The organism is Bradyrhizobium sp. 23, assembly GCF_023073295.1.
In the GTDB taxonomy this organism is placed as follows: Bacteria; Pseudomonadota; Alphaproteobacteria; order Rhizobiales; family Xanthobacteraceae; genus Bradyrhizobium; species Bradyrhizobium canariense_D.
Genome location: NZ_JADPJF010000103.1, coordinates 18273 through 41830, shown reverse-complemented (window position 1 = coordinate 41830; position 23558 = coordinate 18273). Strand labels below are relative to the sequence as shown.

The following is a 23558-nucleotide window of genomic DNA, read 5'->3' as shown; positions in this document are numbered from 1 at the left end:
CCAATGGACGCGATCAACCAGCCTTTGCTCAGCGTGCGCGACCTCTCGGTGGCCTTCCACCAGGGGGGCGCCACCACGCTCGCGGTCGACAAGGTCTCGTTCCAGATCAAGCGCGGCGAGTGCCTGGCGCTGGTCGGCGAGTCCGGCTCCGGCAAGTCGGTCAGCGCGCTCTCGATTCTCAAGCTCTTGCCCTATCCAAATGCCTCGCATCCCTCGGGCAGCATCCACTTCAAGGGCCAGGAACTGATCGACCGGTCGGAGCAGGAGATGCGGGAGATTCGCGGCAGCGACATCTCGATCATCTTCCAGGAGCCGATGACCTCGCTCAACCCGCTGCATACGATCGAGGCGCAGATCGGCGAGATCATTCAGCTGCACAATCCGACCAGCAATGCCGAGGCGCGCAGGCGGACGCTGGAATTGCTCACGCAGGTCGGCATTCCCGAGCCTGAAACGCGGCTGAAGAGCTATCCGCACCAGCTCTCCGGCGGCCAGCGCCAGCGCGTGATGATCGCGATGGCGCTCGCCAACGAGCCGGACCTCCTGATCGCGGACGAGCCGACCACGGCGCTCGACGTTACCGTGCAGGCGCAGATCCTGACGCTGCTCGCAGAGATCCGCGGCCGGCTCGGCATGAGCCTGCTCTTCATCACCCACGATCTCGGCATCGTGCGCCGCATCGCCGACCAGGTCTGCGTCATGAAGGGGGGCGAGATCGTCGAGCAGGGGCCGGTCGAGCACGTCTTCAAGACCCCGAAGCATCCCTATACGCGCGACCTGCTCGCCGCGGAGCCGAAGCCAGATCCGGCGCCGCCGCAGCCGGATGCCCCGGTGGTGATGTCCGCCGACGACCTAAAGGTCTGGTTCCCGATCAAGCGGGGGCTGATGCGTAAGACGGTCGGCCACATCAAGGCGGTCGACGGCGTCAGCATCGCCGTGCGCAAGGGCGAGACGCTCGGCGTTGTCGGCGAGTCCGGCTCGGGCAAGACCACGCTGGGGCTCGCATTGCTGCGGCTGATCTCCTCGAACGGACGCATTGTGTTCCTGGGAAAAGATATCCAGGGCCTGCGCTTCAAGGAGATGCGGCCGTTCCGGCGCGACATGCAGATCGTGTTCCAGGATCCGTTCGGCTCGCTCAGCCCGCGCATGTCGGTCGCCGACATCGTCGCCGAAGGCCTCACCGTGCATCAGCCGCAGCTCTCGCGAGGCGAGCGGGAGGAGCGCGTCGTCAAGGCGCTCGAGGACGTCGGACTGAAACCGGATACTCGCCACCGTTATCCGCATGAATTCTCCGGCGGCCAGCGCCAGCGCATCAGCATCGCGCGGGCGGTGGTGCTGGAGCCGGATTTCGTCGTCCTGGACGAGCCGACCAGTGCGCTCGACATGCTGATTCAGGCGCAGATGGTCGATCTGCTGCGTGAATTGCAGCGCCGGCGCGATCTCACTTACATGTTCATCTCGCACGATCTGCGCGTCGTCGCCTCGCTCGCCAGCCATCTGATCGTGATGCGTGGCGGCAAGGTGGTCGAGGAAGGTCAGGCCGCCGAGCTCTTCAAGAACCCGAAGACGGATTACACGCGCGCGCTGTTTGCGGCGGCGTTCCGGCTGGAGACGGCGGAGAACGGGTCCGCGGCGACGTAGCCTCCGTCAGAGCCGCTTGATCGCGGCGACCTCGCTGCCGGCTTGCTTGATCCTTGCGATTGCCGGCTCGATCGGCTCGATCACCGTTGCCATGTGATGCGCATTGGCGTGAACCATGGTGCTGCCATCGCGGACGATGGCGACATGACCTTTCCAGAAAATGAGATCGCCGCGCAGCAAGCTGCTTTGCTCATGGGGCTCCAGCGCGCGGCCGAGGCCGGCCTGCTGCATGTCGCTGTCGCGCGGGCAGCCGATGCCCGCCGATGTCAGCGACATCTGGACCAGGCCGGAGCAATCGACGCCAAGGCTGCTCTTGCCACCCCAGAGATAGGGCGTGCCGACGAAACGCTCGGCGACTGCGACGAAATCCGGCTCGCAATGACCAAGCGGGGCGAGATGGGCCTTCGGCAGATAGTGTCCGTCGCGTGTCACGGCGAAGCTGCCGTCCTCGCGTGCAACCGCGATCTTCGATCCCATCACCAGCGTGTCTGCTGGCCGCAGCTTGATCGAGGGACCGGGGAAGGCAAAGGTTCGTAAAGCACTGACCATATGGGTCGGCGCGGCCGCGGGCTTCATGAGCGCTGCGTCCGGCAGCCAGCCGACATAGCCGTCACCTGAAAGTTGACCCCATGCCCAGCCTTCGCCGTTGCGGTCGTAAACCGTGACGCCCTCGCCGCGCAACGCTTGTGTCATTAGCATCGCGTTCGACGACGGCTGCTCGCGCACGGGCGCGATCGCCGCGATGATCTCGAATTCCTCGCCCGTGACGAAACGATCCGCCTGCACCTTGCTTTCGAGGTATTTCGCGGCGATGTCGCCGCGCGACGGTGTCAGCCTTGGATCGTATCTTGGATCGTGACTTGGATCGTGGCTTAGATCGTGTTCTGGATCACGCATAGCGCTCGCTCAGCAATGTGTAGATCGCGCGCGCGGCCTGGCACTCGCCGCCCTCGGGGCGTGCGGGCTTCGCCGACGGCGTCCAGCCGTAGATGTCGACATGCAGCCAGCTCCTGGCATGCTCGACGAAGCGTTGCAGGAACAGCGCGCAAATGATCGAGCCGGCAAAGCCGCCTGATGGTGCGTTGGTGATAGTGGCGGTCTTGGAATCCAGCCACGCATCGTAAGGCGGCCACAGTGGCATGCGCCACAACGGATCGTTCTCCCTCGCCGCGCATCGTGCGACGTCAGCGGCAAGCGTCTCATCATTGGTGTAAAAGGGCGGTAAATCCGGCCCCAGCGCGACGCGTGCCGCTCCCGTCAACGTGCCGAGATCGATCAGCAGGTCCGGCTTTTCCTCGTCCGCAAGCGCCAGCGCGTCGGCGAGCACCAGCCGCCCCTCTGCGTCCGTATTGCCGATCTCGACCGTGATGCCCTTGCGCGAGGTGAAGATGTCGAGCGGGCGGAAGGCATTGCCCGCGACCGCGTTCTCCACGGCCGGAATCAGCACGCGCAGTCGCACCTTCAGCTTCGCATCCATCACCATGCGCGCCAGCGCCAGCACGTTGGCGGCGCCGCCCATGTCCTTCTTCATGATCAGCATGCCGCTCGGAGGCTTCAAGTCGAGCCCGCCGGTGTCAAAGCAGACGCCCTTGCCGACCAGCGTCACCTTGGGATGAGCCGGGTCGCCCCAGCCAATGTCGATCAGCCGCGGCGCGCGGCTAGATGCCATGCCGACGGCGTGGATCAGTGGAAAATTCGTCTTTAAGTCGTCACCGATGGTGCAGGCAAAGCTTGCGCCGAATTCGGCGGCGAGATCCTGCGCGGCTGCGGCCAGCTCCTCCGGCCCCATGTCGTTGGCCGGCGTGTTGATGAGGTCGCGCGCCAGCATTGCGGCGTCCGCCATGCGATTGATGTCGGTCGCGTCGACGCCGTCGGGGGGAACGAGGCTGACCTCGGGGCGATCGGCCTTGCGGTACCGGGCGAAGCGGTAGCTGCCGAGCGCGAAGGCGAGTGCGGCGAGCCGTGCATCCTGCGGTGCATTGGCGAAGCGATAGATGCCCGGCGGCAGGAGGCCGGGCAGGGCGCCCGGTCGGAACAGGTCGCGCGATTTTGCACCCTCGTCCTCGAGCCCGAACAGCACTTGCGCGATCGCGCCATCGGGCGCGGGCAGCGCGAGATAGCCGCCCGGCTTTGCGGTGAAGGCGCTCGCGGTGGCGAACTGGCGTTGCGCCGCCGGTAGCCCCTCGGCGACCTGATCCCAGCTCGACTTGGTGACGAAGGTGATCGGGATGGCGGTAGGCGACGTCTCGAAGACAGAAGGCATTGGCGGGTCCGGATCGTCAGATCGAGCGGGTCATACGAACGGACGAGATTTCGCAGAGTTTTGCCGCCGCCGCAATCAGCTTTGCTGCCACCGTTCGGCGGTCCGCTACTCGCAGCAAAGGGGCCATGCTAGGTTCCGGCAACGGCCGTCAGGTGTGCAGATCTCCGGCGGCCGACGACAAAGCCGGCCGGGAGGAAATGCAATGGAATTTGTGTGGAGCGTGGTCACCTTCATCGGGCAGGCGGTCGAGGCGATTTTTGGCTATGTCGAGCATCATCATTGGATATTCGCGTTCCTTGCCGGCGGTTACGTCTTCTATCTCCACGACCGCTCCGTTCACGCGCGGTTCGATGCATTGGACAAGCGCATTGATGAAATTCGCAAGAGGCTCGCTATCGAATATTGATCGGGTGAGCGAAACCATCATCGGGCGAGCCCCGTCTCATGCCGAGGACACGATCCACGCGAGCGGCCGCAGGGCTTTACTAGCGCTGCGGTTGTGGCATTATTGCCCAATATTTTAGATTGTGTCGTACGGTTCTGCACGGAGTGCAACAACAGGGGATGGGGTCAATTCTTACCCGGCTCATCATGGCCCGGGCTGATTGATACCGGACTGAACCTGATCGTCGAAGGCATTTCTCTCATCGTTTGCGCGGCGCGGCATTCGCAAATAAGCGACGCAAAATGGATAGATCGTTCGTCATCGTACAGATTTCCGACCTGCATCTGGACGGGTCTGGTCGACTGCTTGCGACCATCGAGACGCTCAATGCCGCAATTCGCGAGAGGATGGCGGACTTCGCGGATGTTCCCGATCGCATCCTGCTGATCACCGGCGATATCGTGGACGACCCGGCGCCGCCTGCGCTCGACGAAGCGATCGCCGTCATTGCGTCCTTCCGGCAGACCGGGCTGTTCACCGACATCCAGGCAATTGCCGGCAATCACGACGTCAAGCGACCGAGCCAGCGTGCAGGTCGCCACGATGTTTATGATTACCTGCATTTGCCGCGGACCTCGAAGAGCGTCTACTACCGTCAGGCCGGCCTCGATCTGGTGCTGCTGGATTCCAACCGCGCGAGCCTCACGACGCTCGTGAGCGGCAACGTCGACCAGAGCGCCTATAGCGCCATGGTTTCGGATTCCGCGCGGCTGAGCGTCAAGCTCGCGGGCAGCCTCGGGTCGGGCGGCCGCGCCGATTATGCCGAGCCGGTGGAAAACCTCGTGCGCGTGCTGGCGCTGCACCATCATCCACTGCCGCAGGCGACCGGAGAAGGAAAGCGGTTTCTCGGCGTGCCCGACGAGCCGCTGATGTATCTCGCCGCGCCCGCGACCTTCCTCGAAGCGGCGACATCGCTCAATGTCGATCTGGTCCTGCACGGACACCGGCATGTCGAAGGGCTGACGCGTTATTCGATTCCCGATCCGCGCGCCACGTCGAGCGAGAGCGCTGAAGCATTCTGGCGCACGATCTACGTCCTGTCCTGTCCGTCATCGACCGGGCAGGCCGGTGACGATGCCGGCTTCAACGTCATCCATTTCGGCCCGATGTCCGACCCGATGTCCCATGGCGGCCGCACAGAGTATCGCTTCGCGATCGCCCGCTACTCACGTCCGCGCAAGGATGGTGTCTTCAGGCCGCTCGATTCCAACCTGCCGCACGGCGTCGTCAGACTGCCGGCCGGACGGGATTTTTCCCGAGATCCGGCCGTCCAATCGGGCATCGAGATCGACGCATGCACCACGCTGAAACGGAATCAGGTCGCAGCATTCGCGCGCCGGCTCCTGCTGCGCCGCGCCTTCTATGCCGACGACGAGGTGGATTGGGCCAATTTGCTCCACGTCTATCTCGTGACCTCTCATGTCTGGGCCGATCTGGAAAGCAAGTTCTCGAGATCCGCACGCAAGCATGATGTCGAGGCCGCGGTGACGTCACTACTGCGCCGACTGATCGAGCAATCTGCAAATGTGCTCGGCATCGACGACGTTCAGCTCGACGAGCTCCGCGCGAGGCGTCTGGTCAATCGTGACGATCTTCGACGCGAATTGCCGAGGGTCGTGCGTCCGGGCATCGATGTCGCGATCGAGACGCGGCAACGACTGCAATTGCTGCGGGACCTGAACGAGCAGGCGAAGGCGCTCGGCCTCGATGCGGGTCTCGGCGGCGAGGTGCCGCCGCAGGCGCCGCAGTGACGGGCCCGGGCCGGGAGCATTAACCGGCCGTTAGGGTTAACAGTCTATTGCTGGCGCGTTCGGCTCGATCAATCGGCTCGAGAGTCAAAGCGTCATGCGTCAACGGTTCAGTCGTGAACGGTTAAGTCTTGCCCGGCTTCTTGCGTCCACCTCGCTGGTCGCAGCGGTGGCCATGGGTCTCGGCGGCTGCACGGCGATGTCGAAACTCTCCGACGTCACGGGCTCGGTCGGGCCGCGGGCGGAAGCCGCTCCCACCGATCCCGCGCGCGCTGCTGAAGTCTATGGCGAGCGCTATCGTGCCAATCCCAAGGACGCCGACGCGGCGCTCGCCTACGGCCAGGCCCTGCGCGCCAACGGCCAGCGCGCCCAGGCTGCCGCCGTGCTCGAGCAGGCGACCATCGCCAATCCCGGCAACAAGGCGCTGATGGCCCAATACGGCCGCGCGCTCTCCGACAACGGCAATTTCCAGCAAGCCTTCGACGTGCTGTCGAAGGCGCATTCGCCCGATAACCCGGATTGGCGCCTGCTCTCGGTGCAGGGTACCGCGCTCGATCAGATGGGGCGTCACGAGGAAGCGCGCTCCTACTATGCGAGTGCGCTCAAGATCGCGCCTGGCGATCCCGGCGTGCTCTCCAATCTCGGCCTGTCCTACATGTTGTCGAGAGATCTGCCGAAGGCCGAAGACGCGCTGCGCCAAGCCTATGCCTCGCCGCACGCAAGCGCGCGGGTGCGGCAGAATCTCGGTCTTGTCGTCGGTCTCCAGGGCCGCTTCGCCGAAGCCGAGACTATTGTGAAGGCGGACCTGCCGCCGGACCAGGCTACGGCCAATGTCGCCTATCTCAAGGAAATGTTGACCCGCAGCGACGTCCGGCGTGGTGCGCCGAAGCGGACGCCGGTCGCCTCGCTCGGCCTGCCCGACTGATCAGACGTGATCTTCCGATCTTGATCTTCCAATCTTGAAGGCATCCTCGGACCGTACGCGGTCCACGTCTAAGGTCATTGCATCTCGGTGACCTTGATGCCAGTCGGTCCAAGGATGACGACGAACAGCACCGGCAGGAAGAACAGGATCATCGGTACCGTCAGCTTCGGCGGCAGTGCCGCGGCCTTTTTCTCGGCTTCGTTCATGCGCATGTCGCGGTTTTCCTGCGCCATCACCCGCAAGGATTGGCCGAGCGGGGTGCCGTAACGCTCCGCCTGCTGGAGCGCGAGACATACCGACTTGACGCCCTCGAGCCCGGTGCGCCGCGCGAGGTTCTCGTAGGCGACCTTGCGATCCTGCAAATACGACAGCTCGGCCGTGGTCAGGGTGAACTCCTCCGATAGCGCGATCGACTGGCCCACGATTTCGACCGCGACCTTCCGGAACGCCATCTCGACCGACATGCCGGATTCGATGCAGATCAGGAGCAGGTCGAGCGCATCGGGAAAGGCGCGCTTGATCGAGAGTTGGCGCTTGGAGATCGCGTTCCTGAGGAACAGCATCGGCGCCTGGAGTCCGAGATAGGCCGCACCGACGCAGATGCCGATCTTGATCGGCATGGACTGCTGCATATGCGCGATCAGGAACACGTAGACGACCGAACCGACGAACAGCACGATCGGGGCAACCAGGCGGGCAAACAGGAAGGTGATGTAGGGCGCCTGGCCTCGATAGCCGGCCATGATGAGCTTGTCCCGCGCAGCTTCCTGCGCGAGCCATTTGGTCAGGTTGAAGTCATCGACGACCTTCGAGACGAGCTGCTTCGGCGTCTGGCGCAGCGAGACTTTTTCACTCTTGTGGAGGCGCTCGCGCTCGCGCTGCCGGATGCGCTCACGTTCGTTCGCCACCGCCTTCATGCGCTTGGAAAGGCCCTCGCCGGCGAACAGCGGCATCACCAGCGTATAGACGGTGGCGCTGGCGGCAATGGCCGCCAGCAGCATCGTCATGAAGTGGACGTCGTGAAGTTTCGCAACGAGGAACTCTACCATAAGACACCATCAGAAGTCGAAATTGATCATCTTCTTCATCACCATGATGCCGATCGACATCCAGACAACACAGCCGACCAGCATGAGCTGGCCGGTGGGATGAGTCCAAAGCATCGAGATGTATCCTGGCGTTGTGAGGTAGACGAGGAACATCACGATCGGCGGCAGCGAGCCGATGATGCCGGCCGAGGCCTTGGCTTCCATCGACATCGCCTGGATCTTCTCTTTCATCTTCTTGCGGTCGCGCAGCACCTTGGAAAGGTTGCCGAGCGCTTCGGAGAGGTTGCCGCCCGATTTCTGCTGGATGGAGATGACGATGCCGAAGAAATTGGCCTCGGGCAGCGGCATGCGATCGTAGAGCCGCGTGCAGGCCTCGCCGAGCGGCATGCCGATCGCCTGCGTCTCGATGATGGACAGAAACTCGGAGCGCAGCGGCTCTGGCGCGTCGGCGGCGACCACCTTGATCGATTCGAACAGCGGCAGGCCCGCCTTGATGCCGCGGACGATGACGTCGACGGCATCGGGCAAGGCGGCCAGGAACTTGTTTTCACGGCGCTTCTTCAGGAAGCCGAGCGCCCAGCGGGGCAGACCGAGGCCGCCGGCAAACGCGAAGCCGGCGGCACCGAGCAGGCCGCCGCCGATGAACAAGGCGACTGCGAACAGCACGCCCGCCACGACGGCGGACACGATCCAGAATTTCTGCGGCGCCCAATCGAGGCCGGCCTGCGACAGGCGGACACTGAGCGGTACGCTCTTCTCCTGCTGGCGCCGCGCCTCGAGATCCTTGAGCGAGGTTTCGACCTGCTCGCGGCGCGAGCGCTGCGTCTTCTCGGCGGCGCGGGCCGTGGGCGCCTCGGCCCGCGAGATCGAGGCGCGGCGGCTCTCGGCCTTCCGTTCCCCGGACAGCATTGGATAAAGGAAGACCCAGGCGAGGCCGCCGACGGTGGCGGTGGCAAGGAAGGCGAGGGCAAGGACTTGCATGTTCATGGCTGCGTTGACCTGCTCACGTCGTGGGCGCCACTTCCGCCGCGTCGAGCGCCGCGGCAAGGCGCTTCTCTTCGCCGTAATAGCGGGCGCGTTCCCAGAATTTCGGGCGGCCGATTCCGGTCGACCGGTGCCGGCCGATGATCTTGCCGTTGGCGTCCTCGCCGACCATGTCGTAGAGGAACACGTCCTGGGTGATGATGGTGTCGCCTTCCATGCCCATCACTTCGGTGATGTGGGTGATGCGGCGTGAACCGTCGCGCAGGCGCGCGGCCTGGACGATGACGTCGATCGAGGCGCAGATCATCTCGCGGATGGTGCGTGAAGGCAGGGAGAAGCCGCCCATCGTGATCATGGATTCGCAGCGCGATAGCGCCTCGCGCGGATTGTTGGCGTGCAGCGTGCCCATCGAGCCGTCATGGCCGGTGTTCATGGCCTGGAGCAGGTCGAACGCCTCGGGTCCGCGGACTTCGCCGACGATGATGCGCTCGGGACGCATACGCAGGCAGTTGCGCACCAGCTCGCGCATGGTGACCTGGCCCTCGCCCTCGATGTTGGGCGGGCGGGTTTCCAGTCGCACCACGTGCGGCTGCTGGAGCTGGAGTTCGGCGGCGTCCTCGCAGGTGATGACGCGCTCGTCGTGCTCGATGTAGTTGGTCAGGCAGTTGAGCAACGTGGTCTTGCCCGAGCCGGTACCGCCGGAGATCAGCACGTTGCAGCGGACGCGGCCGATGATCTGGAGGATTTCCGCGCCTTCCGGCGAGATTGCGCCGAACTTGACGAGCTGATCGAGCGTCAGCTTGTCCTTCTTGAACTTGCGGATCGTGAGCGTGGGGCCGTCGATTGACAGCGGGGGCACGATGGCGTTGACGCGGGAGCCGTCGGCCAGGCGGGCGTCGCAGATCGGCGAGGATTCGTCGACGCGCCGGCCGACCTGGCTGACGATACGCTGGCAGATGTTGAGGAGCTGCTGATTGTCGCGGAAGCGGATACCGGTGCGTTGGATCTTGCCGGCGACCTCGATGTAGACGGTGTCGGCGCCGTTGACCATAATGTCGGCGATGTCGTCGCGCGACAACAGCGGCTCCAGCGGACCGTAGCCGAGGACGTCGTTGCAGATGTCGTCGAGCAGCTCTTCCTGCTCGGCGATCGACATCACGATGTTCTTGATCGCGATGATCTCGTTGACGATGTCCCGGATTTCCTCGCGCGCGGACTCCGAATCGAGCTTGGCAAGCTGGGCGAGGTCGATGGCCTCGATCAGCGCGCCGAAGATGGTCGCCTTGACCTCGTAATAATTGTCCGAGCGGCGGGCTTCCATGGTCGGCGCAGGCTTCGCCGGGGCGAGCGGCGGCGAGGAGATTGCCGGCGGCGGCGGCACGCGCGACATGGCGGGCGCCGAAGCCTGGGCAGGCTCTGGCGACACGGCACCGGGCTTCGGGGCCCGGGCGTCGGCGTCTGTTCCGCTACGCTTACCGAACACTTAAAAACTCCATGCGGCGACCTATTTTCCCCGCAACTTGTCAATCAGGGGTGAAAGCAGGGACGACTTTTGCTTCTTCGTTTCGCTGCGGCCGGTCAGGCGCTGGGCGATCTGAAGGAACATCTCGATCGACTTATGGTTGGCCGAGATCTCCGCGATCATCTGGCCGTTATTGGCCGCCGAGCCGAAGATCTGCGGCTCGAACGGAATCGAGACGACCGGCTGGCTCTCGATCGCCTTGGCGAACTCCGCCGCGGCGATTTCGGGCCGTTTCGGCACGCCGACCTGGTTCAGGCAGTAGAGCGGCGGCCGGTCGTTGGGGCGCGCGGCCTTCAGGAGATCGAACAGGTTCTTGGTGTTGCGCAAATTGGCGAGGTCGGGCGCCGCCACGATCAGGATGTCGTCCGCTCCGATCAGGGCGCGTTTCGTCCAGCCCGACCATTGGTGCGGAACGTCGAGGACGATGCAGGGCATCGTGGAGCGCAACGTGTCGAACACGGAATCGAAGGCGTCGGCGCCGAAATCGTAGACCCGGTCGAGCGTCGCCGGCGCCGCCAGCAGACTGAGGTGGTCGGTGCATTTCGACAGAAGGCGGTCGACGAAGGCGGTGTCGACGCGATCGGGTGAGAATACGGCGTCGGCAATGCCCTGCGGTGGATCCTGGTTGTAGTCGAGTCCGGCCGTGCCGAAGGCGAGGTCGAGGTCGGCGACGACCGCGTCCATCGCGAGATCGCGGGCGATCGCCCAGGCGACATTGTGGGAGATGGTTGATGCGCCGACGCCGCCCTTGGCCCCGACCACGGCGATAATGCGGCCGACGGCCTTGGCTTCCGGCGCCGAGAACAGGTTGCAGATCGAGCGCACGACGTCGATCGCGCCGACCGGCGCGAGCACGTAGTCGCTGACGCCGCGGCGGACCAGCTCGCGGTAGAGCGTGACGTCGTTGATGCGGCCGATCACGACCACGCGGGTGCCGGCATCGCAGACGGTCGCGAGATGGTCGAGCCCGCCCAGGAGGTCGTTGCGGCCGTCGCTTTCGAGCACGATCACGTTCGGCGTGGGGGCCGAGCGGTAGGCTTCCACCGCAGCCGCCATTCCGCCCATCTGGATCTTCAGATGGGCCTTGCCGAGACGGCGATCTTCGCCGGCTGACTGCACGGCGGCCGCCGTTTCCACGGTCTCGCAGAAAGCCTGGACGGAAACGCGGGGCGCCGGCGCAATATGCTCCTCGACCGGTGGGAGCGATGCCTCGGACTGATCTTCTTGGGGCTGGCGAGCGTAGCTGATCATCTGCCGGTGTCGCTGAGTTTGGCCTTGTCGGCCTCAGGATAGGCGACCGCCGTCGGCATTCCCTTGCGATACTTCTCGAACGCGGCGGTCCGCCGCGGCGTGTAGGACGGCGTTTCGGGCCGCGGCTGCTCGAGATCCGACGGATTGTCGACCATCGCTGCGAGGTTGCGCTGATAGGCGCAGCCGTAATTGTAGTAGTCCTTGTTCTCGAACCAGCTCTTGTTCTTCATCGAAGGGCCGATATCTTCCGGCCACAGGCCGCAGGGACCCGCGACTGCGGCGATCTTGGAATAGGTGAGGCGGATCGGCGGCAGGAATCGCTTGTCGTCCGGCGTGTAAGAGCGGGCGTTGATGCCGCGCGGCGGAACGCCCGCCGCCGACAGCATTGCCTGGATTTCGCGCATGGTGTCCGCGACCGGACGCGCGTTGGGCGTGCCGGACGGTACGTCGATCCGGATCGCGCCGGTGCCTTCGTGCATCCAGGCCGACGCGACGCCCATCACGTCGGCGCGCTGGGCGGCGGTCAAGCCGCCGCGGGCATGGCCGACGAAGACGACGATGGAACGATTCTGCTCCTCGATCGCGATCGGATGGCGCTGCTTGTAGTCGTCGGGAATGGAGGCCGTGACCGCTTCGTCATGCTGGCAGCCGCCTAGGGCGAGCGCCATGCCGACGAGCGCGCCGCCGAGGTGGATGGCGCGCCTGCGAATCTGGGGTGGTCTAGTGATCTTCATGAAGTCCCCGTTCCGCCTCAGTCGGTGATGAAGCCGTAGGTGCCGCGGTAGTTCTTGGCCGGTTCGGTCCGGCCGGGCACGCCGTAGATGCGGTTGATGTTGCCGAGCAGTTCGGCCTGCGGATCAGCCGGTGCGGAGAAGCCATCATCCGGCCGCGACAGGTCCTTTTGCGCAACTGCGCGAACGATGTAGGGCGTCACGATCACGACCAGCTCGGTCGCGTTGTTGACGAAGTCGCGGCTACGGAACAGCGTGCCGAGGACCGGGAGCTGCATCAGACCTGGCAGTCCGCTGACCGCTTGCTTGGTCTGCTGCTGGATCAGGCCAGCCATCGCCATCGCGCCGCCTGAGGGAATTTCCAGCGAGGTTTCTGCGCGGCGGGTCTTGATCGAGGGCACCGTGAGCGAGTTGACCGAGGTCGAGGTCACGGCCTGGGACAGCGTGATCGCGTTTTCGTTCGAGAGCTCGGACACCTCGGTCATTACCCGCAGGCTGATCTTGCCCTCCGTGAGAACGACGGGGGTGAAGTTGAGCGAGATGCCGAACTTCTTGAAGCTGATCTGGGTGGTACAGACGTGCGTGGTGGGGTCGCACGCATAGCCCGCAGGCACCGGAAATTCACCGCCGGCAATGAACGTTGCCGATTCACCGGAGATCGCGGTCAGGTTCGGTTCGGCCAGCGTCCGGATCACGCCCGCGGTCTCCATCGCACGCAGCGTGGCCTGCACCGACGGGGCCGCGCCGAACTTCGTGGTCAGGTTATTGCCGTCGACGAGGTTGTGGCCAAGAGCCGTGAACGGATTGGAGTTGCTGAAGCTGACGACCGAGGTGCCGTAGCTGAGGTTGGCGGTGAGGTCGATTCCGAGCTGCTTGACGATGCTGCGCTGCACTTCCGCGACCGTCACCTTGAGCATGACCTGATCGCGGCCGCGGACCACGATCGAGTTCACGACCTTCTCGGGGCCGCCGGCGAGGCGCACGGCGAGGTCGTTGGCCTGCTGGGCTTCGGCCGGATTCGCGGCCGAGCCGGTCAAGATGATGCCGTCGCCTAGCCCGTCGATCTGGATGTCTGAGTTCGGCAGGACCTGCTTCAGCGCGGCCCGCACGCCGTTGAGGTCGCGCTTGACCGCGATGTCATAGGCCGCGATCTGCTGGCCGGCGGAATCGAAGAACACGATGTTGGTCTGCCCGATCGAGGCGCCAATGATGTAGGCACGCTGCGCCGAGCGGACGACCGCGTTGGCGATCTTCGGATCGGCGACAAGCACGTCCTTGATGTCGCGCGGAAGGTCGATCACGATCGACTTGCCGATGCCGAGCGAGAGGAATCGCGCGTTCATCTGACCGTCGGCCGCAGCCTGCGCCACAGGGCGATAGTCGGCGGCGACCACAGGGGTGAGCACCGGGTTGAGCGCGAGCGCGACGGCGGCCGAAAACGACAGGGCGCGGACCACCGGGGTTCGCATCGTCGCCAAATTCGCCCTGCATTTCATGTCGACAGTCCTCATCGTGCCTTCGCCGTCGAGCTTGGGATACCGTACCGAATGATCGAAATGCCCTCGCGCTTCTGTGCGGAGTCATCGAGCGTGATCTCGCTCAGCTTGACATCGACGATGCTGCGCAGCGCCAGCGACAGCGTGCCGCTCTGGCGTGCGGAGGAGAGCGTCGCAGTCTGCGCAGGATTGAGTTCGAGAGTGACGGTCTTGCCGACCACCGCGTTCTGGCCGTCCTTCTCCTTGGGAGCCTGGTCGATGGCCAGGACGCGGATATTGGCCAGGATGATCTCGGACGTGACGACATCGGGAGCGCCGCTGCTCTGGTCCGGGTTCTTGAGACGGCGCGTCAAAAGCACGTCGACGCGGTCGTTGGGCAGGATGAAGCCGCCTGCGCCGGTTTCCGGCGAGATCTCGGTCGAGATCGCCCGCATGCCGGTGGGCAGGATTGCCGCCATGAAGCCGGAGCCTTCGGCCTTGACCAGCTTCTGGTCCCGGATCGGCTCGCCCTGGATGAAGGGAGATCGTGCGATCGAGCCGGTGACCTGGGTTACCCCCTCGGGGCGCTCGTTGCGGCGGATGAAGGTGGCGCTGGCGGTCGCGGACGGCCAGGTCTGCCATTGCACGTCTTCCGGCTTGACGGTCTGGCCGAGGCCGATGTCGTTTTTCGCGACCAGGACGTCGACGGTGGGAAGCTGCGCGACCGGAGCAGGAGGCGGTGCAGAATTGTCCGAGCCGCTCGCCAGATACGCGGCGACACCGCCGGCGCAGATGGCGACCGTCAGGACGACAATGCGTGCCCTATTCATACGCTTCACTTTCCAACAAACGCCGCGACGCTGACGCCGCCGTAATCGGCAGTTGACCAGCTATTCGTCAAAGCATGGTTAATGAGGCGTATCTAAATCGCCTTAACGCCGGGTTTACCCGATGCGTTCAGCGCAATGCGAGGTGAGCGAGGTCGATCGCCTTCACCCATTCGGTCTCCGGGTAGACCATCAGCGCGCTCAGTGCGAGCGCGATGCCGTAGGGAATGCCGCTGTCCTTGGCGTGCAGCCGCGCGAGCCAGGTCTGGCCAGCGAGCCCGTAAGGCAGCGGCCACTGCCGGAACTGGAGCAGGAGCAGCGTCAGCGCCCCGCCGAACAGCGAGGCGTAGAGCAGGAAGTTCATCAGCTGTGCGAACCCGAACCAAAGCGCGACGGAGGCCGCCACCTTGGCATCGCCGCCACCGACCCAGCCCATCGCAAAACAGGTGAAGGCCACGACTAGGACGAGCGCGCCGGCGCCGACATGGCCCAGCATCTCGTAAGGTGCCATGCCACCGGCGAGAGCGAGCGCGAAAAAGCCGGCGACCAGCGCCAGCGATACGCGGTTGGAGATCGTCATCGTGAAGAGATCGCTTGCGGCGGCAAACGCCATCAGGGCCGGGAAGAGCAGAAGGCGCGCAAGGTCGAGGATCATGGGCTGCGTCTTGAGGCCTGGGTGTGCCGCGGAGCTGGCGTCGCCGGATTCTAGCCGGCAGTGCTAAACAAACCGAAAACGGCGGCGGCGGTCTTGAGGGGTAGAACCAGCCGAAGGCGTGCTCACCAGAGGGAGGCGATGCGTGCGGCGAGCGCGACGGTCGCAAGCAGCAGGGCCAGGCAGACCCAGTAAGCCGGCGAGCCGGTCTGCGCCGCCTCGGCCGCGTTCGCCGCGACCACGGCATCGGTTCTGTACTTGCTCAACGCCACTGGAACTCGCCGTCTTAAAAACAAAGGCCCCGGAAATCCGGGGCTTTTGCAGTCGTTGATCGATCGCCTACTTCAGCGAGCTGCTGATCGAGGTGAACTTGGCGTTCAGCGTGGTGCCGAGATTGTTGACGACGGTGATGATGGCCAGCGCGATGCCGGCGGCAATCAGACCGTATTCGATGGCGGTGGCGCCGGATTCATCTTTCGCGAAACGCGCAATCAGGTTCTTCATGAACAAAACTCCATCTGGGGTGGGATCGCCTCGTTCGGCGGTGTGCTTGACGCAACGACCATGAGATCCGAGCTCTTTCGGGAGAGTTAATTCGATCGGGCAAACGCGCTTGCCGCTGGCCAGAGTGAATTTCGCCTTAAGGCAGCCAGCTGCAATTCGTTCCGGTTCCGGATGTGCAGCAAGCGCAGCACCGGCTTCACCCTCCCTTAAATTTGGGGGAGTACGCGTAGGCGGGACCAGCAATTCGCAAGAGAGGCGACAATGTCGAGCCTGCCCATGGAAATCGCCCTGATGCTTGGCGAGACCATCGCGAAGGTGATCCCCGCGACCTTCGCGCTCGCGGTGGTCTTCACCGTGCTCGAGCATGTCTGGGCCTGCAATCCCGGCGTGCCGTGGTGGCGCAAGCGGGAGATCGTCACGGACATCTGCTACTGGTTTATCGTTCCGGTGTTCGCACGTGTCATGCGGATCGGCCTTCTGATCGTCGGTGCGAGCTTCGTCTTCAACATCCATGATGCCGACGGGCTCATCGCCTTCTACGACAATGGCCACGGCTCGCTGGCGCTATTGCCGCTCTGGGTCCAGGCCATGCTGTTCCTGGTGCTGTCCGATTTCATGCTGTACTGGCTGCACCGGTTGTTCCACGGCGGTGGGTTCTGGAAGTACCACGCGATCCACCACTCCTCGGAGGAGATCAGCTGGATTTCTGCGGCACGCTTCCATCCCGTCAATCTCGTGCTCGGTACCATCGCGGTCGACGTCGTGCTGCTGATGGCCGGCATTTCGCCGAACGCCATGGTCTGGCTCGCCCCGTTCACGACCTTCCATTCGGCCTTCGTGCACGCCAACCTGAACTGGACCTTCGGGCCGTTCAAATATGTGTTGGCGACGCCGGTGTTCCACCGTTGGCACCACACCGCGCTAGCAGAGGGCGGCGACACCAATTTTGCCGGCACGTTCCCGATCTGGGACTTGCTGTTCGGCACTTTCCGCATGCCCGAGGGGCAACTGCCGCAGGATTACGGCAAGGATGAAGCCACCATGCCGAAGGAAATCGGAGGGCAGCTTGCCTATCCGTTCCGCCGCTAGGTTCTCGAGAGCCGCGAACGCCAGTCCGTTCAAACAATAGTCCGAGAGTTTGCGGAACGTTCACGAATTGAGGGCAGGTTAGCCGGGTCGGGCACCGGCTCGGCTGTTATCTGATCGCTTCTGCCGGTTTGTGACGTCCCGGGGGTAAGAGTATGCGTAAACAACTGCTGCGCCGTCATGCGCGCGTCTGTCTTCTGGTTGCGACAGCGGTGCTGGCATCGCCGGCTGCCGTCATTGCCGAGTCCGCCGATACCATCGCCGTCAATGTCGACCAGGCCAAGCTGGTGCGGCTGCCTGGCAAGGTGGCAACCATCGTGGTCGGCAATCCCCTGATCGCCGACGTCACGCTCCAGCCCGGCGGCATGATCGTCGTCACCGGAAAGGGCTATGGCGCCACCAATTTCATCGCGCTCGACCGCGGCGGCGAGATCCTGGTCGACCGCCAGGTCCAGGTCGAAGGTCCGAGCGACCGGCTCGTTACCGTCTATCGCGGGATCGAACGCGAGTCCTACAGCTGCGCGCCGCTTTGCCAGCGCCGCGTGACGCTCGGCGACAGCGACACCTACTTCAACAGCACGATGAGCCAGGCCGGTTCGTTGAGCAGCTCGGCGAGCGGCAGTGCCGGTGCGGGCGCCAAGACGAACTGACTAAGGCGAACTGAGCAAGACGAACCAAGTAAGACGAACCAAGTAAGACCAACCAGCAAGTTTGATTGGCGGATTTGGGGGCAAGGATCGTCCCCGCCCGCCGCACGCGCGCGAGTTTCTCTTTCCGTGTCCTCGTCTCCCTGGTCCGGGTCGTTCGCGGTTAACGCGCTCTTAACGGCCCGGGCCGCCGGGTGCGGATCGCCTGAAACACTTAAACAATCAGTTTCCGCTATTGAACATGGCAGATGATTGCTGCTGCTGGGGAATTTGATGCCTTCGCCTGCACCTACGAGATTCAGGCTCCTCGCCACGTTGCGCCGGTTTCGTGGCAGCCGCCGCGGCTCCGCAGCCGTCGAGTTCGCGCTCGTTGCGCCGATGTTCTTTGCGTTGCTGTTCGCCATCATCGAGTCGGCGCTGATGTTCCTGGCGAGCCAGGTGCTCGAGAGTGCCTCGCAAAATTCTGCGCGCGTGTTGCTGACCGGGCAGGCGCAATCCGGCACGCTCACGGCCTGCGCGGTCTCCGGCGTCAGCACACCCTGCTCGCAAACGACGTTCAAGGCTTACGTCTGCAGCCAGATCCCGGCGCTGTTTGATTGCACCAAGCTCTACGTCGACGTCGTGAGTACAAACTCGTTCGGAGCGCTGAGCCTCACCAATTATGGTGATTCCTGCAGCTTCAATCCAACCGGCGTGCAGTACAGTGCCGGGGCCGCCAACCAGGTCGTCGTGGTGCGGCTGTTCTATCAGTGGCCGCTCTTCGTCACTGGCCTTGGCTTCAACATGGGCTGCAACAACAAGCGGCTGCTGATTGCGACCGCGGCCTTCAAGAATGAACCCTTCTGAGACAGATGGATCCGAGCGGACAGATGCAGGCGATTGCGAATATCTGGAGGAATGCCCGTAACTCCGTGCGCGACTTCGTCGCCGACACGCGTGCGATCGCGGCGACCGAGTTCGCGGTCATCGTGCCGCTGATGCTGGTGATGTTCTTCGGGACCGTCGAATTTTCATCGGCCGTGGCGATCAATCGCAAAGTCACAATGATTGCACGGACTCTGTCCGATTTGACGTCGCAGTCGACATCGGTCGACGATGGCGACATGCAGGACACGTTCACGGCAAGCATATCGATGATCATGCCGTACGACGCTACGCTCGTGAACGGCACGGTCCTTCAGATCTATATCGACTCAAGCAAGGTCGCCAAGATTCAATGGAGCAAGTCCGCCACCATTGCCAACGGTGCGACGCAGGCCACGCTGACGGCTCCGCCCCCGACTCTGGTAGCTGGCACCACGGTCACCTCGATGATTCCGCCATCGCTCTTGATCGCGTCGACCTACCTTATCTTCAGTCAGGCGAGTTACGTCTACACGCCTTCTGTCAAATTCGTCCTGAAGACGGGCATCACGCTGAGCGATGTCTCCTACACGCGGCCGCGCCAGGTCACCTGCGTTCCTTACACGGGTGTAAAGTCGCCGTGCTGAAATACGAGAGCAGATCCTGGAATAAAAAAAGGCCGGGCATCGCGCCCGGCCTTTTCATTGATTGGTTCGCTCGAGCCGATCGGGGCCCGTAAGCGGTAGGCTCAGCCGGCGGAGCGGAGGTTGTCGGCTGCCGACTTGCCGGAACGGCGGTCGGCGACGATCTCGTAGGAGATCTTCTGACCTTCGCGCAGCGTGCCGAGGCCTGCACGCTCCACAGCGCTGATGTGAACGAACACGTCCTGGCCGCCATCGTCGGGCTGGATGAAGCCGAAGCCTTTGGTCGCGTTAAACCACTTCACGGTTCCCATGCTCATGGGGGTAGTCCCTTCTCAGATAACACAATGTCAGAGCCCGCTTGCGCGGACAGGTTAGATCGAATTTTTGGAAGGGTCGTCAGCGTGTCTGAACCGGCTGTACCGGTGGATGCTAATGTCGTCCGGCCGAAAATCGATTAAGTCATTTTATTGGAAACAGACACCCAAAACAATGCTGACGTGCACGATTTTTTGATCCGCCGTGATGGTCACGGCGGATCAGCATACACGTCGGAATTACAGGTCCGCGCTCGCGCGCTGGGCCCCCGCTAGCGGCGGCGGAACTGGCCGCCGCGCTGTCCGGGACGCGGAGGTCCGCCCATCCCGCTCGGACGTTCGTCCTTGTGGCGGAAAATCAGCCGGCCCTTTTCGAGGTCATAGGGCGACATCTCTACCGTCACGCGGTCGCCCGCCAGAGTCTTGATGCGGTTCTTCTTCATCTTGCCGGCGGTGTAGGCGACGATCTCGTGTCCGGCGTCGAGCTGCACGCGGTAGCGCGCGTCGGGGAGGATTTCGGTGACCAGTCCTTCGAACTGGATCAGCTCTTCCTTAGCCATGAATTTCTCCAGGTCGTGGACGGCTAGTGCGAATGGGGTTTGCGGTTCGGTTGGCCGTTCGGCCGACTCTCGCGGCGCAAAAAGGCAACGCCTTGTATCCCATCAGACGCCCCGGCGCTATGCGCGGAACGCTGTTCCGGACGGGCGTTTGGCGAAGAATGCGCCTTGCCTCCGGAGCGGCTGCGAGGAGCTGCCTTCGGGCCACTGCCGGGCCTTCCGTCGCCCTGCTTGGCGGCACTGTGGTGGCGCCCGTCCGCATGCCTTTCGTCGGCACGGCGACCGTCAGCGTGGCGTCCCTCACCATGCCTTGCGCCTTGCGGACGCTGGCCCGGGCGGCCCGGCCGACCCTGTCGTTGCTGCTGCGGGGGAGGGCCCGCATCGCGGCGGCCGGCGTCGGTGCGGCGATCCTCACGCGGCAGCGCCACTTTGATCAGCCGCTCGATGTCGCGGAGATAGGCGAGTTCCTCGCCGCCTGCGACCAGCGAGATCGCGGTGCCCTCGGCACCCGCGCGCGCGGTGCGCCCGATGCGGTGCACATAGGTCTCCGGCACGTTGGGCAGATCGAAATTGATGACGTGGGTGATGCCGTCGACATCGATGCCGCGGGCGGCGATATCGGTGGCGACCAGGGTACGGATCTCGCCGGTGCGGAACAGAGCGAGTGTCCGTTCGCGGTGGTTCTGCGACTTGTTGCCGTGGATGGCGCTGGCGGGGATGCCGGCCTTCTCGAGCGTCTTCACCACCTTGTCCGCGCCGTGTTTGGTGCGGGTGAAAACCAGCGCGCGGTTGACCTGCTCCTGCTTCAACAGCTGGGCGAGGAACGCCGGCTTGGCGGAGAAGTCGACCTGGATGATGCGCTGCTGGATGCGCTCCACGGTCGAGGAGACCGGGGTCACCGCGACGCGGGCGGGGTCGCGCAGCATGGCGTCGGCCAGCTCGGCGATGTCCTTCGGCATGGTGGCCGAGAAGAACAGCGTCTGCCGCTTGATCGGCAGCTTGGCGACGATTTTGCGGATGTCGTTGATGAAGCCCATGTCGAGCATGCGGTCCGCCTCGTCGAGCACGAGGAATTCGACGCTGCCAAGCTTCAGTCCGTTGCTCTGCACGAGGTCGAGCAAACGACCGGGGGTGGCGACCAGCACCTCGACGCCCTGCATCAGCGAGCGGACCTGACGGCCCATCGGCACGCCGCCGATGGCGAGCGTCGAGGACAGGCGGATGTGACGGCCATAGGCGTTGAAACTGTCGAGGATCTGGCCGGACAGTTCGCGGGTCGGCGACAGCACCAGGACGCGGGTCGTCTTCGGCTGCGGCTTGATGCGATTCTCGAGCAGGCGGTGCAGGATCGGCAGCGCGAAGGACGCGGTCTTGCCGGTTCCGGTTTGGGCGATGCCGACGACGTCGCGGCCGGTCAGCGCGGTCGGAATTGTCTGGGCTTGGATGGGGGTGGGGGTGACGTAGTTCTCTTCGGTGAGAGCACGGGCGATGGGCTCGGCGAGGCCGAAATCCTGAAACGAAGTCAAAAGATGGGTTCTTTCCATGTCAAAAGCGGGCGCCCGGCGCATTCGGCGCGGCGCGCGCAAAAGGGTGTCGAGTGGGACACCTGCGTGTTTGGGGTGTCGGATGGCTTGATGGGATGGGGCAAGCCAGACGCCCGTAAGGGCTTAAGAACACGCGGCTCGCAACGGTCTCCTGATTCGCAAGAGACCTCGACCTCATATGGAACATTGAGGCGGCGCTTTCAAGGCACGCCCCACAGAAACGGCGATCGCGGTGCAGAAATAGTTATGCCGGAAATTTAGCCAGAGTGACAAATTTGCTCAGAAAATAACCTGCCTGCCGCATTCGCATACATTAGAGTTGCTCAATGTTTAGGCGGCGCGGCCTGTGCGATACTTCGTTTTCTGTCAATTTCACCAGCAAAAACAATCGGTTGAAGGGTGTCTAATCCATGGCACAGTTCTTGCGAATCCGTTAATCGCAGGCGGCCGTTGGGGCCGTTTCGCAGCGTTTTTCACGTCTGCGTCAGGGAGATGAGACACTCATGCATAGCAAATCCACTCACGATATAGCGGCGCCATTTAGCCGCCGTGGCGTTCTCGCCGCGACCGCCGGACTGATGCTTGGTCTGGCTTCCATTTCTGGTGCGAAAGCCGCGGACGACACCATCAAGGTCGGCGTGCTTCACTCCCTCTCCGGCACCATGGCCATCAGCGAAACCACGCTGAAGGACACCATCCTCTTCCTGATCGACGAGCAGAACAAGAAGGGCGGCGTCAACGGCAAGAAGCTCGAAGCCGTGGTCGTCGATCCCGCTTCGAACTGGCCGCTGTTCGCCGAGAAGGCGCGCGAGCTGATCACCAAGGACAAGGTCTCGGTCGTGTTCGGCTGCTGGACCTCGGTGTCGCGCAAGTCGGTGCTCCCGGTGTTCAAGGAGCTGAACAGCATCCTGTTCTACCCCGTGCAGTACGAGGGCGAGGAGAGCGAGCGCAACGTGTTCTACACCGGCGCCGCGCCGAACCAGCAGGCAATCCCCGCCGTCGACTATCTGATGAAGGACGAGAAGGTGAAGCGCTGGGTGCTCGCGGGCACCGACTACGTCTATCCGCGCACCACCAACAAGATCCTGGAAGCCTATCTGAAGTCCAAGGGTGTCGCCCAGGAAGACATCATGATCAACTACACGCCGTTCGGTCATTCCGACTGGCAGACGATCGTGGCCGACATCAAGAAGTTCGGCTCGGCCGGCAAGAAGACCGCTGTGGTCTCGACCATCAACGGCGACGCCAACGTTCCTTTCTACAAGGAGCTCGGCAACCAGGGCATCAAGGCGAAGGACATCCCGGTCGTCGCGTTCTCGGTGGGTGAGGAAGAACTCGCCGGCATCGACACCAAGCCGCTGCTCGGCCATCTCGCCGCCTGGAACTATTTCCAGTCGATCAAGTCGCCGGAGAACGAGAAGTTCATCAAGGCGTGGCAGACCTACACCAAGAATCCGAAGCGCGTGACCAACGATCCGATGGAAGCGCACGTGATCGGCTTCGACATGTGGATCAAGGCGGTCGAGAAGGTGAAGTCGACCGATCCGGACAAGGTGATCGATGCGCTCCCCGGCATCGAAGCCAAGAACCTGACCGGCGGCACCTCCAAGATGCTTCCGAACCATCACATCACCAAGCCGGTGTTCATTGGCGAAATCAAAGCCAACGGCCAGTTCGACGTGGTGTGGAAGACCCCGGGTCTTGTCGCGGGCGACGCCTGGTCGAAGGAGCTCGACGGCTCCAAGGACCTGGTCGGCGACTGGGTCGGCAAGAAGTGCGGTAACTTCAACACCAAAACCAACAAGTGCCTCGGTTCGGGCTCCTGATCCGGATCTGACGCTCCATTGCACGATCGGAGAAGGCGGCGATCCCGCCGCCTTCTCCACCCTTTTCTGCCGGGGTCTTT

The 23558-nt window shown here is 63.6% G+C and carries 24 protein-coding genes; 9 read left to right on the top strand and 15 right to left on the bottom strand.

Annotated elements, in window-relative coordinates:
- Positions 1 to 3 precede the first annotated feature (3 nt).
- Entirely contained in the window at positions 4 to 1641 is a 1638-nt protein-coding gene (locus tag IVB32_RS25320; RefSeq protein WP_018454693.1) for an ABC transporter ATP-binding protein, read from the top strand.
- Between the two features lie 6 nt (positions 1642 to 1647).
- On the opposite strand, the gene IVB32_RS25315 is transcribed toward IVB32_RS25320, so the two are convergent.
- Together IVB32_RS25315 and IVB32_RS25310 are read right to left on the bottom strand one after the other, a co-directional pair.
- On the bottom strand, positions 1648 to 2538 hold the full coding sequence (locus IVB32_RS25315) for an NlpC/P60 family protein (RefSeq protein ID WP_018454692.1): 891 nt from the start codon (positions 2536 to 2538) through the stop codon (positions 1648 to 1650).
- A complete protein-coding gene (locus tag IVB32_RS25310; protein WP_085361623.1) occupies positions 2531 to 3904 on the bottom strand; it encodes a leucyl aminopeptidase family protein in 1374 nt (457 codons plus the stop codon). The genes IVB32_RS25315 and IVB32_RS25310 overlap by 8 nt, the downstream gene beginning before the upstream one ends.
- Positions 3905 to 4106: 202 nt before the next feature.
- Between IVB32_RS25310 and IVB32_RS25305 the strand changes: the two genes are divergently transcribed.
- The 3 genes from IVB32_RS25305 (at position 4107) to IVB32_RS25295 (ending at position 7022) form a co-directional block, all read left to right on the top strand.
- Positions 4107 to 4310, top strand: a complete 204-nt coding sequence (locus tag IVB32_RS25305) for a hypothetical protein (protein WP_018454690.1) — start codon at positions 4107 to 4109, stop codon at positions 4308 to 4310.
- 281 nt (positions 4311 to 4591) lie between these two features.
- Positions 4592 to 6100, top strand: a complete 1509-nt coding sequence (locus IVB32_RS25300) for a metallophosphoesterase (RefSeq protein WP_085361622.1) — start codon at positions 4592 to 4594, stop codon at positions 6098 to 6100.
- Positions 6101 to 6194: 94 nt separating this feature from the next.
- Positions 6195 to 7022, top strand: coding sequence for a tetratricopeptide repeat protein (locus tag IVB32_RS25295; protein WP_026232795.1), 828 nt, complete (start codon positions 6195 to 6197; stop codon positions 7020 to 7022).
- Positions 7023 to 7096: 74 nt separating this feature from the next.
- Here the strand turns inward: IVB32_RS25295 and IVB32_RS25290 are convergent, their stop codons facing one another.
- From IVB32_RS25290 to IVB32_RS25245, 10 genes are all read right to left on the bottom strand, one after another.
- Positions 7097 to 8071, bottom strand: coding sequence for a type II secretion system F family protein (locus tag IVB32_RS25290; protein ID WP_018454686.1), 975 nt, complete (start codon positions 8069 to 8071; stop codon positions 7097 to 7099).
- Between the two features lie 9 nt (positions 8072 to 8080).
- Entirely contained in the window at positions 8081 to 9058 is a 978-nt protein-coding gene (locus IVB32_RS25285) for a type II secretion system F family protein (protein ID WP_026232794.1), read from the bottom strand.
- A 16-nt stretch (positions 9059 to 9074) separates the two neighbouring features.
- Positions 9075 to 10538 carry a CpaF family protein gene (locus IVB32_RS25280; RefSeq protein ID WP_026232793.1) on the bottom strand — a complete coding sequence of 488 codons (1464 nt, stop codon included), beginning with the start codon at positions 10536 to 10538 and terminating at the stop codon, positions 9075 to 9077.
- A 21-nt stretch (positions 10539 to 10559) separates the two neighbouring features.
- Positions 10560 to 11828 (bottom strand): AAA family ATPase, encoded by a 1269-nt coding sequence (locus tag IVB32_RS25275; protein ID WP_018454683.1) that lies wholly within the window; start codon positions 11826 to 11828, stop codon positions 10560 to 10562.
- Positions 11825 to 12562 (bottom strand): CpaD family pilus assembly protein, encoded by a 738-nt coding sequence (locus IVB32_RS25270; RefSeq protein ID WP_018454682.1) that lies wholly within the window; start codon positions 12560 to 12562, stop codon positions 11825 to 11827. The genes IVB32_RS25275 and IVB32_RS25270 overlap by 4 nt, the downstream gene beginning before the upstream one ends.
- Before the next feature lie 17 nt (positions 12563 to 12579).
- Positions 12580 to 14055, bottom strand: a complete 1476-nt coding sequence (locus IVB32_RS25265) for a type II and III secretion system protein family protein (RefSeq protein WP_026232792.1) — start codon at positions 14053 to 14055, stop codon at positions 12580 to 12582.
- Positions 14056 to 14066: 11 nt separating this feature from the next.
- Positions 14067 to 14864, bottom strand: a complete 798-nt coding sequence (gene cpaB / locus IVB32_RS25260; protein ID WP_018454680.1) for a Flp pilus assembly protein CpaB — start codon at positions 14862 to 14864, stop codon at positions 14067 to 14069.
- 127 nt (positions 14865 to 14991) lie between these two features.
- Positions 14992 to 15516: a prepilin peptidase gene (locus IVB32_RS25255; protein WP_018454679.1), complete on the bottom strand. Its 525-nt coding sequence runs from the start codon at positions 15514 to 15516 to the stop codon at positions 14992 to 14994.
- A 122-nt stretch (positions 15517 to 15638) separates the two neighbouring features.
- Positions 15639 to 15779 (bottom strand): hypothetical protein, encoded by a 141-nt coding sequence (locus tag IVB32_RS25250; protein ID WP_162496356.1) that lies wholly within the window; start codon positions 15777 to 15779, stop codon positions 15639 to 15641.
- A gap of 73 nt (positions 15780 to 15852) precedes the next feature.
- Positions 15853 to 16017: a Flp family type IVb pilin gene (locus IVB32_RS25245; RefSeq protein ID WP_007599783.1), complete on the bottom strand. Its 165-nt coding sequence runs from the start codon at positions 16015 to 16017 to the stop codon at positions 15853 to 15855.
- A 261-nt stretch (positions 16018 to 16278) separates the two neighbouring features.
- On the opposite strand from IVB32_RS25245, the gene IVB32_RS25240 reads away from it, so the two are divergent.
- The 4 genes from IVB32_RS25240 (at position 16279) to IVB32_RS25225 (ending at position 19240) form a co-directional block, all read left to right on the top strand.
- Entirely contained in the window at positions 16279 to 17106 is an 828-nt protein-coding gene (locus tag IVB32_RS25240) for a sterol desaturase family protein (protein WP_018454677.1), read from the top strand.
- 152 nt (positions 17107 to 17258) lie between these two features.
- On the top strand, positions 17259 to 17753 hold the full coding sequence (locus tag IVB32_RS25235) for a pilus assembly protein N-terminal domain-containing protein (protein WP_018454676.1): 495 nt from the start codon (positions 17259 to 17261) through the stop codon (positions 17751 to 17753).
- A 270-nt stretch (positions 17754 to 18023) separates the two neighbouring features.
- Complete coding sequence (locus IVB32_RS25230; protein WP_026232791.1) at positions 18024 to 18596, top strand: TadE/TadG family type IV pilus assembly protein; 573 nt, start codon at positions 18024 to 18026, stop codon at positions 18594 to 18596.
- Between the two features lie 23 nt (positions 18597 to 18619).
- Positions 18620 to 19240, top strand: a complete 621-nt coding sequence (locus tag IVB32_RS25225) for a TadE/TadG family type IV pilus assembly protein (protein ID WP_039799130.1) — start codon at positions 18620 to 18622, stop codon at positions 19238 to 19240.
- A 101-nt stretch (positions 19241 to 19341) separates the two neighbouring features.
- On the opposite strand, the gene IVB32_RS25220 is transcribed toward IVB32_RS25225, so the two are convergent.
- The 3 genes from IVB32_RS25220 to IVB32_RS25210 all read right to left on the bottom strand — a co-directional run bounded on the left by IVB32_RS25220 (position 19342) and on the right by IVB32_RS25210 (position 21676).
- Complete coding sequence (locus IVB32_RS25220) at positions 19342 to 19554, bottom strand: cold-shock protein (protein WP_007599788.1); 213 nt, start codon at positions 19552 to 19554, stop codon at positions 19342 to 19344.
- 269 nt (positions 19555 to 19823) lie between these two features.
- On the bottom strand, positions 19824 to 20111 hold the full coding sequence (gene infA / locus IVB32_RS25215) for a translation initiation factor IF-1 (protein WP_007599789.1): 288 nt from the start codon (positions 20109 to 20111) through the stop codon (positions 19824 to 19826).
- Positions 20112 to 20134: 23 nt separating this feature from the next.
- Positions 20135 to 21676 carry a DEAD/DEAH box helicase gene (locus IVB32_RS25210; protein ID WP_051112971.1) on the bottom strand — a complete coding sequence of 514 codons (1542 nt, stop codon included), beginning with the start codon at positions 21674 to 21676 and terminating at the stop codon, positions 20135 to 20137.
- Positions 21677 to 22155: 479 nt separating this feature from the next.
- On the opposite strand from IVB32_RS25210, the gene urtA reads away from it, so the two are divergent.
- Positions 22156 to 23478, top strand: a complete 1323-nt coding sequence (urtA, locus tag IVB32_RS25205; protein WP_026232789.1) for an urea ABC transporter substrate-binding protein — start codon at positions 22156 to 22158, stop codon at positions 23476 to 23478.
- The last annotated feature ends 80 nt before the right edge of the window (positions 23479 to 23558 follow it).

Excerpts from the sequence above, each read along its gene's own strand:
- IVB32_RS25320 (WP_018454693.1), top strand. The coding sequence starts at position 4 with ATGGACGCGATCAACCAGCCTTTGCTCAGCGTGCGCGACCTCTCGGTG.
- IVB32_RS25315 (WP_018454692.1), bottom strand. The coding sequence starts at position 2,538 with ATGCGTGATCCAGAACACGATCTAAGCCACGATCCAAGTCACGATCCA.
- IVB32_RS25310 (WP_085361623.1), bottom strand. The coding sequence starts at position 3,904 with ATGCCTTCTGTCTTCGAGACGTCGCCTACCGCCATCCCGATCACCTTC.
- IVB32_RS25305 (WP_018454690.1), top strand. The coding sequence starts at position 4,107 with ATGGAATTTGTGTGGAGCGTGGTCACCTTCATCGGGCAGGCGGTCGAG.
- IVB32_RS25300 (WP_085361622.1), top strand. The coding sequence starts at position 4,592 with ATGGATAGATCGTTCGTCATCGTACAGATTTCCGACCTGCATCTGGAC.
- IVB32_RS25295 (WP_026232795.1), top strand. The coding sequence starts at position 6,195 with ATGCGTCAACGGTTCAGTCGTGAACGGTTAAGTCTTGCCCGGCTTCTT.
- IVB32_RS25290 (WP_018454686.1), bottom strand. The coding sequence starts at position 8,071 with ATGGTAGAGTTCCTCGTTGCGAAACTTCACGACGTCCACTTCATGACG.
- IVB32_RS25285 (WP_026232794.1), bottom strand. The coding sequence starts at position 9,058 with ATGAACATGCAAGTCCTTGCCCTCGCCTTCCTTGCCACCGCCACCGTC.
- IVB32_RS25275 (WP_018454683.1), bottom strand. The coding sequence starts at position 11,828 with ATGATCAGCTACGCTCGCCAGCCCCAAGAAGATCAGTCCGAGGCATCG.
- IVB32_RS25270 (WP_018454682.1), bottom strand. The coding sequence starts at position 12,562 with ATGAAGATCACTAGACCACCCCAGATTCGCAGGCGCGCCATCCACCTC.
- IVB32_RS25265 (WP_026232792.1), bottom strand. The coding sequence starts at position 14,055 with ATGAAATGCAGGGCGAATTTGGCGACGATGCGAACCCCGGTGGTCCGC.
- cpaB (WP_018454680.1), bottom strand. The coding sequence starts at position 14,864 with ATGAATAGGGCACGCATTGTCGTCCTGACGGTCGCCATCTGCGCCGGC.
- IVB32_RS25255 (WP_018454679.1), bottom strand. The coding sequence starts at position 15,516 with ATGATCCTCGACCTTGCGCGCCTTCTGCTCTTCCCGGCCCTGATGGCG.
- IVB32_RS25245 (WP_007599783.1), bottom strand. The coding sequence starts at position 16,017 with ATGAAGAACCTGATTGCGCGTTTCGCGAAAGATGAATCCGGCGCCACC.
- IVB32_RS25240 (WP_018454677.1), top strand. The coding sequence starts at position 16,279 with ATGTCGAGCCTGCCCATGGAAATCGCCCTGATGCTTGGCGAGACCATC.
- IVB32_RS25235 (WP_018454676.1), top strand. The coding sequence starts at position 17,259 with ATGCGTAAACAACTGCTGCGCCGTCATGCGCGCGTCTGTCTTCTGGTT.
- IVB32_RS25230 (WP_026232791.1), top strand. The coding sequence starts at position 18,024 with ATGCCTTCGCCTGCACCTACGAGATTCAGGCTCCTCGCCACGTTGCGC.
- IVB32_RS25225 (WP_039799130.1), top strand. The coding sequence starts at position 18,620 with ATGCAGGCGATTGCGAATATCTGGAGGAATGCCCGTAACTCCGTGCGC.
- IVB32_RS25220 (WP_007599788.1), bottom strand. The coding sequence starts at position 19,554 with ATGAGCATGGGAACCGTGAAGTGGTTTAACGCGACCAAAGGCTTCGGC.
- infA (WP_007599789.1), bottom strand. The coding sequence starts at position 20,111 with ATGGCTAAGGAAGAGCTGATCCAGTTCGAAGGACTGGTCACCGAAATC.
- IVB32_RS25210 (WP_051112971.1), bottom strand. The coding sequence starts at position 21,676 with ATGCGCCGGGCGCCCGCTTTTGACATGGAAAGAACCCATCTTTTGACT.
- urtA (WP_026232789.1), top strand. The coding sequence starts at position 22,156 with ATGCATAGCAAATCCACTCACGATATAGCGGCGCCATTTAGCCGCCGT.